Genomic DNA, 10,090 nt, shown 5'->3' with positions numbered 1-10,090 from the left:
AGCGGCACGAAAAAGCCGCCGGGCGAGCCGCTGAACGGCTGGCCCGGCGGCCCCGGAGGTGCGGTCGTCTCAGTCGGACATGGCGACCAGCACGCGGCGGGAGCCCTCGAACGGGCGCCGTCCGTGTCCGACCAGGATGTTGTCGATCAGCATCAGGTCGCCGGGCCGCCACGGCACGTCGACGGCCAGTTCCAGGCCCAGATTCTGGATGTGCTCGATGTAGCTGTCCGGGATCGGTGAGCCGTCGGCGAACGTGGCGTGCTGCGGGAACTCGTCCGGCTCGAGGATGTCGTACAGCTCCGAAGCGGTCTTGTCGCCCAGGCCGGCCGGGTGGAACTGGTCGGCCTGGTTGAACCAGACGGTGGTTCCGGTGATCGGGTGCATCACCGTCGCGGGACGGTGCTGGATGATCCGGATGCCCTCCGGGCCCCACTTCCACTCCGAGCGGGTGCCTTCGAGGAACCGCTCGACCTGCGCGCGGTCGTCCGTCTCGAAGGTGTCCATCCAGCTCTTCCCGAATCCGTACCCGTCGTGCAGGTTCTGCACGTAGCGGACGCCACCCGCGAAGGCCTCGCGGACCTCGTCGTCGAGCGAGGCCAGCCACAGCTCGCTGTCCACCACCGGCGTGGCGCCGCCGCTGGCCGGCGCGGTCTCGCAGAAGAAGACCAGGCGCTTCGGCCAGTGGTGGGCGTAGCTCATCTCGTGGTGCATGGAGATGGTGAATTCCTGCGGGTACTCGGTGGAGGTGTAGAGGTTTCCGCCGACCTTGGTGCGGGGCGAGTTGCCGTGCACGTACGGCAGGCGGTCCGGCACCACCTGGTCGAGCACCGGCCCGATGGATTCCGGCGACACGCCGAACCCCCGGAAGACGACCGCCTTCCGTTCGGCGAGCAGCCCGGTCAGCCCGTCCTGGCCCTGCTCGGTGAGCCAGCCGACGAGGTCCGCGGTGCCGATGGTGTCGCTGCTGATCTCGTACGGCCGCCAGATGTCAGCCTTGGCATTCATTGATGTCCTCCCAACGGGACCGATGACAGCCGAACTTTCACCGGAACGCCGGGGGGTGGTCAACGCCGTCCAACCGCGTCGCCGCGTCGCTTGCACGGCGATGGTGTTCATCCCTCTAGTTGGCTATATTGCTAGGAACCTAGTGAAGGAGGTGGTGAGGTGATCGAGTTTCACCTGGACTCACGGTCCGGGGTCGCGCCTTACATGCAGCTCATCCAGCAGGTCCGGCACGCGCTGCGGCTCGGGGTGTTGCAAGAGGGTGACAAGCTGCCCACCGTCAAAGAGGTGGTGGCCCGGGTCGCGATCAACCCGAACACGGTGTCCAAGGCCTACCGCGAGCTGGAGTACGAAGGACTGGTCGCGGCCCGGCCGGGGTTGGGTACCTTCGTCACCAAGACGCTCGGGGGTGACTCGGTCGCCAAGCACGAGCCACTGCGCAAGAGCCTGGAGAGCTGGCTCATCGAGGCCCGCGAGGCCGGGCTCGACGACGAGAGCATCGAGGCGCTGATCTTCACCACGTTTCGGTCATTTTCGGAGGCGAGAGCATGACTGACGCGCTCACCGCGGTCGGGCTGACCAAGAAGTACGGGCGCCGCACCGCGCTGTCCGACTGCACGCTGTCGGTGCCGGCGGGCCGGGTGGTCGGCCTGGTCGGGCCGAACGGCGCCGGCAAATCCACATTGCTCCAGCTGGCCTGCGGGCTGCTCGACCCCTCGGGCGGGCGCATCGAGGTGCTCGGCGAGGTGCCGGTCAGCGGTACGCCACGGGTCGGCTTCGTCGCGCAGGACACCCCGGTCTACGCGGGGCTGACCGTGGCCGAGCATCTGCGGCTCGGCGCTCGCCTCAACCCGTCCTGGGACGCCGGCTACGCCGAGGGGCGCATCGCCCAGATCGGGCTCGACCCGGAGCAGAAGGCGGGCAAGCTCTCCGGCGGCCAGCGGGCCCAGCTGGCCCTGGCCGTCGCCGCGGCCAAGCGGCCCGACCTGCTGCTGCTCGACGAGCCGGTCGCGGCGCTCGACCCACTGGCCCGGCGCGGCTTCCTGCAGGGGCTCATGGAGCTCACGGCCGAGCGGGGGATCAGCGTGATCATGTCCTCGCACCTGGTGGCCGACCTGGAACGGGTCTGCGACTTCCTGATCGTCCTGGTCGCCTCGCGGGTCCGGGTCGCCGGCGAGGTGGACGATCTGCTCGAGACGCACCACCGGCTGGCCGGGCCGCTGCGTGACCCGGCCGAGCTCGGCACCGGATATTCGGTGGTGGACCAGAGCCACACCGACGTGCAGTCGACCCTGATCGTGCGGAGCACCGCGCCCATCGTCGACCCGTCCTGGCAGGTCGACCGGCTTGATCTGGAGGACATCGTGCTGGCCTACATGACCGGGGACGCCACGGCGGCGCCCAAGCGGATGCTGGAGGGGCGGCGATGATCTGGTTCACCTGGCGCCAGTTCCGTACCCAGGCGGTGGCCGTCGCGGCCGTCCTGCTGGTGATCCTCGCTGCCTTCGCACTGACCTGGACCCAGGTGACCAGCCTGGCCCAGGAGTCCGGGTTCACCGGATGTCAGCCGGCCGCCTGCGGTGACGCGGCCGACACCTTCCTCCAGACGCTGTCGAGCAAGCCGCCGGGATGGCTCTACTACGTCGGCATCGCCCTTCCGCTCGTGCTGCCGATCCTGCTGGGACTGTTCTGGGGCGCGCCCCTGGTGGCCCGGGAGCTCGAGAGCGGCACGTACCGGATGATCTTCAGTCAGTCCATCAGCCGGCGCCGGTGGCTCCTGGTCAAGCTGTCGGTCGTGGGCGGCGCCGTCGCGCTGTGCGCCGGCCTGGTCAGCCTGGTGGTGACCCGGTGGGCCGAGCCGATCGACCTGGCCGGGAGCCGGATCAGCCCGGTGACCTTCGCCGCCCGGGGCGTCGTGCCGATCGCCTACGCCGCCCTGGCCTTCGTGATCGGCGTGACGGCGGGCATGATCCTGCGGCGCACCGTGGCCGCGATGGCGGTCACCCTGCTGGCGGTGATCGTCATCCAGGCCGCCGTGCCGCTCGTGCTGCTGCCGCTGCTGGTCAAGCCGGTCACCTCGGTCACCGCCCTCGACGTCGATCAGCGGTTCGTCTACGGGGTCAACCCCGAGACCAACAAGATCACGTTGGACGCGGGCGCCGACATCCCGAACGCCTGGGTCTGGTCGAGGGACACGGTGACGTCGACCGGTGCGCTGTTCACCGGCCCGGCCGACCCGGCCAAGTGCTCCCCGGAGCAGCACAGCCCGTCGGACGAGTGCCGGCAGTGGCTGGCCGACCAGAACCTGAGCCAGAAGGTGACGTACGTGCCGGGGTCGAAGTTCTGGGCCCTCCAATGGCGTGAGTTCGGCGTGCTCATCGGTCTCACCCTGGCGCTGTCCTGGTTCTCCCTGTGGTGGATCAGGCGCCGTCTGACCTGACCGCGACGAACGGCCGGCGCCGGATCTTCTTCGGCGCCGGCCGTTCAACCGTGTATTCGACGTGATCGCGGGGCCGCCCGGACAATGGCGTGACAAATTCGTCCGGCACCGGAGGAAACTCGTGCCCTATCTGGACACCAATGGCATCCGGTTGTCGTACGAGCGCACCGGCCACGGCGACGACGTGCTCCTGATCATGGGGCAGAACGCCGCCGGTCACGTCTGGGACATGCACCAGACGCCGGCCCTGCGCCGGGCCGGTTACCGCACCACCACCTTCAACAACCGGGGCATGCCGCCGTCGGCGACGCCGCCCGGTCCCTACTCGCTCGACGACATGGTCGCCGACACCCGGGGGCTGATCGAGTCCCTGGCCCTCGGGCCGTGCCGGATCGTCGGCACCTCACTCGGCGCGATGATCGCCGAAGAGCTGGCCCTCCAGAGTCCGTCCCTGGTGCGCTGCGCCGTGCTGATCGCGACCCGGCCCCGGGCCGACGCCCTGCGCGCGGCCCAGATCTTGGCCGATCGGGAGCTGGACGAGCGCGGGATCCGGCTGCCGGCCCGCTACCGCGCGGTCGACACGGCCCGCAAGATGCTGTCGCCCTCGACGCTGCGCGACGACGCCACGACCCGGTCCTGGCTGGAGATCCTCGAGCTGGCGGCCGAGACGGGCGGCGCCGGTGGTCAGGACGGCGTGGACACCATCGGGGACCGCCGGCCGGCGCTGGCCGAGATCGCGGTGCCGTGCCGGGTCATCGGCTTCACCGACGACGGCATCACGCCGGCGCACCTGGCCGCCGAGACCGCCGACGCCATTCCGGACTGCGACTTCGTGGAGATCGCGCACTGCGGTCATCTCGGCTATCTGGAACGGCCGGACGAGGTAAACACCGCGATCATCGAGTTCCTCGACAAGCACTGAGAAAAGGGATTCCACGTGGCTATGAGGGGCGGCCCGGGAATGGGCCCGATGCGGATCCGGCCGGGGCAGGACATCAAGGGACACCAGGTGCGCCCGGGCACGATGCGGCGGGTCCTCCCGTACGCCCGGCGGTACCGCTGGCCGCTCGTGGTCCTGGTCGCGCTCACCGTGCTGCACGCCGGCCTCACCGCGATGACGCCGCTGATGCTCAAGTACCTCATCGACGACGGCATCACCCCCAAGCGCCAGGACGTGGTGGTGGCCCTGTCGGCCCTCATCGTCGGCGCCACGCTGATCGACGCCATCGCCGTCTACACCCAGACCTGGGTGTCCGGCCGGGTCGGGCAGGGACTGCTCTACGACCTGCGCACCACCGTGTTCACCCACGTGCAGCGGCAGTCGCTGACCTTCTTCACCCGGGCCGAGACCGGCGCGCTGATCAGCCGCCTCAACTCCGACGTGATGGGCGCTCAGCAGGCGGTGACCGCCCTGCTCTCCCAGACCGTCTCGACGCTGCTCACCCTGGCCCTCGTGCTCGGCACGATGTTCTATCTCTCCTGGCAGCTGACGGTGGCCGCTCTCGTGCTGATCCCGCTGTTCCTGCTGCCCTCGCGGATGATCGGCCGCCGGCTCCAGCGGCTGACCCGGGAGCGGATGACCGTCGAGTCGGAGATGGCCTCGATGATGGGCGAACGCTTCAACGTCTCCGGGGCGATGCTCACCAAGTTGTACGGGCAGCCCGACCGGGAGGCCGGCGCGTTCTCCGGCAAGGCGGCCGCCGTACGGGACATCTCGACCACCCTGATGGCGTACGGAAGCCTCCTTCCGCTCTCGCTCGGCGTGCTCACCGGGCTCGTCACCGCGGTGGTGTACGGCGGCGGCGGCGTCCTGGCCATCGACGGTGTGCTCGAGGTGGGCACCATCGTCGCCATGATGGGCCTGCTCACCCGGGTCTTCGGCCCGATCAACCAGCTGGCCAACATGCACGTCAGCGTCATGACCGCACTGGTCAGCTTCGACCGCCTCTTCGAGGTGCTCGATCTGGAGCCGCTCGTCCGGGAGAAGCCCGGCGCGCTGGCGCCGGGACGGGACGGGACCTCCGCGCCCGACATCGAGTTCGACCACGTCTCGTTCCGCTATCCGAACGCCAAGGACGTGTCGCTGGCCTCCCTGGAGTCGATCGCCCGGCGCGGGCAGGAACGCGACAGCGACACGTGGGTGCTGCGGGACGTGTCGTTCCGTGTCCCGGCCGGCCGGATGACCGCGCTGGTCGGCTCGTCCGGCGCCGGCAAGACCACCATCACCCAGCTGGTGCCCCGGCTGTACGACGCCACCGAGGGCACCGTCCGCATCGGCGGCGAGGACATCCGGGACCTGACCCTGAGCTCGGTGCTCGGCACGGTCGGGGTGGTCACCCAGGACGCACATCTGTTCCACGACACCCTGCGGGCCAATTTGTTGTACGCCCGCGACGGCGCCACCGAGCGGGAGCTGATCGAGGCCTGTGAGGCGGCCCGGATCTGGGACGTGATCGCGGGGCTGCCGGACGGGCTGGACACGGTGGTCGGCGACCGCGGGCACCGGCTCTCCGGCGGTGAGAAGCAGCGCGTCGCGCTGGCCCGGCTGCTGCTCAAGTCCCCGCCGGTGGTGGTGCTGGACGAGGCCACGGCCCACCTCGACTCGGAGTCCGAGGCGGCCATCCAGCGGGCCCTGCGCACCGCGCTGACCGGACGCACCTCCCTGGTGATCGCGCACCGGCTCTCCACCATCCGGGAGGCGCACCAGATCCTGGTCGTCGACGGCGGCCAGATCCGCGAGAGCGGCACGCACGAGGAGCTGCTCGCGGCGAACGGCTTCTACGCCGAGCTCCACCGTATCCAGTACGGCCGGCTTCCGGCGGCGGCGGGGGAAACGCACCACTGACACGCCGCCGGAGGTTCACGACCGGTCAGCCGCCCGTCCAACCGCCAGGATTCGACGGTTGGACATGGCGCACGGTGCGCAGCTCGCGGGCGGCGGTGACGTCGGTGCACCCGGCGAGCCCCATGGCGTCGCGCAGTTCGGCCTTGACCATCTTCAGGACCCGCATCGCTCCCCGCTCCCCGCCGACCGCCAGTCCCCACATGAGGGGCCGGCCGAGCAGGACGCCCGAGGCGCCGAGAGCGAGGGCGCGCAGCACGTCCGTGCCGCTGCGGATGCCGCTGTCGAGCAGGACCTCGCAGTCGCCGCCGACCGCGCCGACCACCTCGGGCAGCACGTCGATGCTGGCCACGGCGCCGTCGAGCTGGCGGCCGCCGTGGTTGGACACCATGATCGCGTCCACTCCGAGCTGCGCGGCCTGCACGGCGTCCTCGGGCGCGAGAAGCCCCTTCACCGCCAGCGGCAGGCGGGTGTGCTCGCGGAGCCGGGCGAGGGCCGACCAGCTCAGTGCGGGGGAGAAATCCTGGAAGGTGTGAACGTCGGCCCGGCGGACGTGCGCCGGCAGCGCGAACCTGTTGCGGATGTCCCGGAGCCGCCGTCCCGGCCAGGGCACGTCGACGGTCAGCACGACGGCCTCGCATCCGGCGTCCTCGGCCCGCCGGATCAGGTCGAGGGTCGTCGCCTGGTTCCGCAGCCAGTAGAGCTGGAACCACACCCGCCCGCCGATCTCGGTGATCCGGTGGAGCGGCACGCTGCTGAGGGAGCTGGCGATGAAGGGAATGCCCGCCGCGGCGGCGGCCCGGGCGCTGGCCGACTCCCCGTCGGGATGGATCAGCCGCTGATAGGCCATCGGCGCGGCGGCGACCGGCAGCTCGGCCATGCGGCCGAGCAGCGGGGAACGGGTCGTGCAGGCGGACACGTCGCGCAGCATCCGGGGGACGAGGAAAATGTTGTCGAGGGCGGTCCGGTTGGCCGCCAGCGTCGCCTCGCTCCCGCTGCCGCCGGCGACGAAGTCCCACACCTCGCCGGGCAGGAGAGCGGCGGCGGCCCGTTCGAAGTCGGCCGCGGTGGCCGGGTCAGGTTCGCGGTTCACTCGAGATTCTTTCCGGCCGGACGGTCATGAAATGGGACATCATTGGACTGTATTGCCTTTTTCGGTGTCCAGCGACGCCCTGTCGTCCGACTGTGCAGATGTTTTACCGGCCATTTATCGCAGGCCGCCGCACCGGCGGTGAGTGACGTCGCAGATGGACAGTCGGACACCCGTTGCCGACGATGTGCCCGTGCCAGCATTTACCTCGGATGAACCGTGCAACGGGGGTAATGCCGTGAGGGAAGTAAGCAGCAGGAAAGCGTTCCGGGTGCTCGTTCCTGTGCCCGATCAGGAATCCGTGCCGGAACGGGTCGCGGGCGAGCCGGAAATTGTCTGGATGCCGGTCGCGGAGCTCCGGCCGGCCGATTCACCGCGGCGGGCCGGTGAGGATCTCGGGCACATCGAGATGCTGGCCTCCATCGAGGACCGGTTGCCGCCGATCCTGGTGCATCGCGGCAGCATGCGCGTGATCGACGGCATGCACCGCCTGCGCGCGGCCAAGCTGCGCGGCGACGAGCGGATCGAGGTCTGCTTCTTCGACGGCACCGACCAGGAGGCCTTCGTCCTGGCGGTCACCGCCAACACGACGCACGGCCTGCCGTTGTCGCTCAGCGACCGGACGCTGGCCACCGAGCGCATCATCGCCTCGCAGCCCAGCTGGTCGGACCGGGCCATCGCGGCGGCGGCCGGGCTGGGCGCGCGGACGGTCGGCAACATCCGCCGCCGGATGCAGGACGAGGCCGGTGTGGAGCCGGTGAGCGCCCGCACCGGCCGGGACGGGCGGGTCCGGCCGGTGGACAACAGCGTGGGCCGGCTGCGCGCCTCCGCGCTCATCAAACAGCGCCCCGAGGCGTCGCTGCGGGAGATCGCCCGTGAGGTGGGCGTCTCGCCGTCCACCGTCCGGGACGTACGCCTGCGCCTCGAACGCGGCGAGGACCCGCTGCCGCAGATGCGGCAGCGCCGGGAGAAGCCCGCCGGCCGTGAGTCCATTCCGCTGATGTTGCGCGGACTGCAGAACGATCCGTCGCTGCGGTTCACCGAGTCCGGCCGGAGCGTGCTCCGCTGGATACATTCGCGGGCAATCCGCGCGGACGAATGGGCAGAGGTCGAGCACAAGGTGCCCGCGCATTGCGCCTACATCCTGGCCGACGTGGCCCGCTCCTGCGCCGACGAATGGCTGCAGATAGCCGATGGACTCGAGCAGCGCAGCACCCGGCCGGCGTGATTCGTCCGATTCGGTAGCCTTGTAATGAGTGTCGTCTTCGTGGGGGGCGATCCGCATTCCCGGTGACAAAGTGGCCATTCCGGGCTAGGGGTAGGGGTCCGGCCCGTACCCCTGGGACAGGGGTTCCGCATCGGTTTTACTCGATGTTATGTTCCGATCACGAATTGCCGTGTGCGTACCCGCCCCGCGGGTTTTCAAACCATTCACCGGCGAGAACTTCGGACATGGGGGAGAAGAGTCGTGGTCACTGCCTGATCGAACCGGCATCGCCGTCCGGCCCTCGGCCGCCGTCATCGGAGCCGGCGGTCGATTCTTGCCGTCCGCGCAATGGCGCGGCCGACGGACGGAGTCGTTCCCGTCCGCGTGATCCGGCCCCTGCGCCGCGCGCGGATCTGCCGATAGGCCGACCCGAATTGTGCGCGCCGAAAAAATGCTCTGAGTGCGCGCACGCCTGAGCATTAGGAGCTCCGTTGACACCAGGAGAAGAGGAAATCCAACGGCAACCCGTCATTCTGCTGGAGATCGGCTCACTCGACCTGAGCGGATCACCCAGGACGGCCGGCGCCGATCCGGCGCATGTGGAGGGCCTGGTCCACGTGCAGAGCGACCTGCCGCCGATCGTGGTGCACCGATCGTCGATGCGCGTCCTGGACGGCGCGCACCGCATCGAGGCGGCCCGCCGGCGCGGTGCGACGACGATCGCGGCCCAGTTCTTCGACGGCACCGAGGACGAGGCGTTCGTCCTGTCGGTGTGGTTGAACGTCTCGCACGGCCTGCCGCTCGGCCTGGCCGACCGCAAGCGCGCCGCCGAGCGGGTCGCCGTTTCGCATCCCCACTGGTCGGACCGGCGGGTCGCCGCCGCCACCGGCATCTCACCGGGCACCGTGGCCGACATCCGCCGGCGGGTGGCCGGCGCGTCGGCCCCCGGCACCCGGGTCGGCCAGGACGGCCGGGTCCGCCCGCTCGACTGCAGTGCCGGCCGCCTGCTCGCCGGCCGTTTGATGGCCGAGAACCCGGAGCTGTCGCTCCGCCAGGTGGCCAGGGCCGCGGCGATCTCCCCGGAGACGGCCCGTGACGTCCGCAACCGCCTGCGCGACGGCGCCGATCTGGTGCCCGCCCAGCGCAAAGGGGGCGGCGCGCCGGCGACCGGCAAGGGTGCGGGCGCCGACCACCGCTCGGTGGGCATCCTGCGGTCCGGCGACCGGCCGGAGATCGACCGCTCGGCTGTCGTCGGCCGTCTGATGAGCGATCCCGCGCTGCGTTACACCGATGCCGGCCGCAACCTGCTCCGCCTGCTCACACTGCACACCCGGTGGACGGAGGAGTGGGACACGATGGTCGACAACGTGCCGGCACACTGCACCGGCGCCGTGGCCGACCTGGCCCGCCAGTTCGCGGGACTGTGGGCCGACTTCGCCACGCGGGTCGGCCCGGGAGAGGCCGCGCCTGAGCGCGTGGCCGGCTGATATCGGGAACCGGCGGCCCGGG

Annotated in this window: 9 protein-coding genes; 7 read left to right on the top strand and 2 right to left on the bottom strand. The window is 70.4% G+C overall.

Annotated elements, in window-relative coordinates; translation table 11 throughout:
* Positions 1–69 precede the first annotated feature (69 nt).
* Positions 70–1,005 (bottom strand): TauD/TfdA family dioxygenase, encoded by a 936-nt coding sequence (locus ACQP2X_RS34705; protein ID WP_498689140.1) that lies wholly within the window; start codon positions 1,003–1,005, stop codon positions 70–72.
* A gap of 159 nt (positions 1,006–1,164) precedes the next feature.
* Between ACQP2X_RS34705 and ACQP2X_RS34700 the strand changes: the two genes are divergently transcribed.
* From ACQP2X_RS34700 to ACQP2X_RS34680, 5 genes are all read left to right on the top strand, one after another.
* A complete protein-coding gene (locus ACQP2X_RS34700) occupies positions 1,165–1,554 on the top strand; it encodes a GntR family transcriptional regulator (RefSeq protein ID WP_498689139.1) in 390 nt (129 codons plus the stop codon).
* On the top strand, positions 1,551–2,432 hold the full coding sequence (locus ACQP2X_RS34695; protein ID WP_498689137.1) for an ABC transporter ATP-binding protein: 882 nt from the start codon (positions 1,551–1,553) through the stop codon (positions 2,430–2,432). Before ACQP2X_RS34700 ends, ACQP2X_RS34695 begins: the two co-directional genes overlap by 4 nt.
* Positions 2,429–3,442: an ABC-2 membrane transporter-related protein gene (locus tag ACQP2X_RS34690; protein ID WP_498689135.1), complete on the top strand. Its 1,014-nt coding sequence runs from the start codon at positions 2,429–2,431 to the stop codon at positions 3,440–3,442. The genes ACQP2X_RS34695 and ACQP2X_RS34690 overlap by 4 nt, the downstream gene beginning before the upstream one ends.
* A 121-nt stretch (positions 3,443–3,563) precedes the next feature.
* Complete coding sequence (locus ACQP2X_RS34685; RefSeq protein ID WP_498689133.1) at positions 3,564–4,364, top strand: alpha/beta fold hydrolase; 801 nt, start codon at positions 3,564–3,566, stop codon at positions 4,362–4,364.
* A gap of 21 nt (positions 4,365–4,385) precedes the next feature.
* Positions 4,386–6,287, top strand: coding sequence for an ABC transporter ATP-binding protein (locus ACQP2X_RS34680; protein ID WP_498701105.1), 1,902 nt, complete (start codon positions 4,386–4,388; stop codon positions 6,285–6,287).
* A 25-nt stretch (positions 6,288–6,312) separates the two neighbouring features.
* Here ACQP2X_RS34680 and ACQP2X_RS34675 read toward each other — a convergent pair whose 3' ends face one another.
* Positions 6,313–7,377: an alpha-hydroxy acid oxidase gene (locus tag ACQP2X_RS34675; RefSeq protein ID WP_498689131.1), complete on the bottom strand. Its 1,065-nt coding sequence runs from the start codon at positions 7,375–7,377 to the stop codon at positions 6,313–6,315.
* 235 nt (positions 7,378–7,612) lie between these two features.
* Between ACQP2X_RS34675 and ACQP2X_RS34670 the strand changes: the two genes are divergently transcribed.
* Both ACQP2X_RS34670 and ACQP2X_RS34665 read left to right on the top strand, forming a co-directional pair.
* On the top strand, positions 7,613–8,602 hold the full coding sequence (locus tag ACQP2X_RS34670) for a ParB/RepB/Spo0J family partition protein (RefSeq protein WP_498689129.1): 990 nt from the start codon (positions 7,613–7,615) through the stop codon (positions 8,600–8,602).
* Between the two features lie 470 nt (positions 8,603–9,072).
* Positions 9,073–10,068, top strand: a complete 996-nt coding sequence (locus ACQP2X_RS34665) for a ParB/RepB/Spo0J family partition protein (protein WP_498689128.1) — start codon at positions 9,073–9,075, stop codon at positions 10,066–10,068.
* Positions 10,069–10,090 lie beyond the last annotated feature (22 nt).

The organism is Actinoplanes sp. CA-131856 (assembly GCF_050956135.1).
In the GTDB taxonomy this organism is placed as follows: Bacteria; Actinomycetota; Actinomycetes; order Mycobacteriales; family Micromonosporaceae; genus Actinoplanes.
Note: the sequence above shows the minus strand (reverse complement) of the source record. Positions and strands in the feature narration are given on the sequence as shown.

Bases quoted from the DNA above. Each gene is read 5' to 3' on its own strand.
- ACQP2X_RS34680 (WP_498701105.1), top strand. From the start codon at position 4,386: ATGAGGGGCGGCCCGGGAATGGGCCCGATGCGGATCCGGCCGGGGCAG.
- ACQP2X_RS34705 (WP_498689140.1), bottom strand. From the start codon at position 1,005: ATGAATGCCAAGGCTGACATCTGGCGGCCGTACGAGATCAGCAGCGAC.
- ACQP2X_RS34690 (WP_498689135.1), top strand. From the start codon at position 2,429: ATGATCTGGTTCACCTGGCGCCAGTTCCGTACCCAGGCGGTGGCCGTC.
- ACQP2X_RS34695 (WP_498689137.1), top strand. From the start codon at position 1,551: ATGACTGACGCGCTCACCGCGGTCGGGCTGACCAAGAAGTACGGGCGC.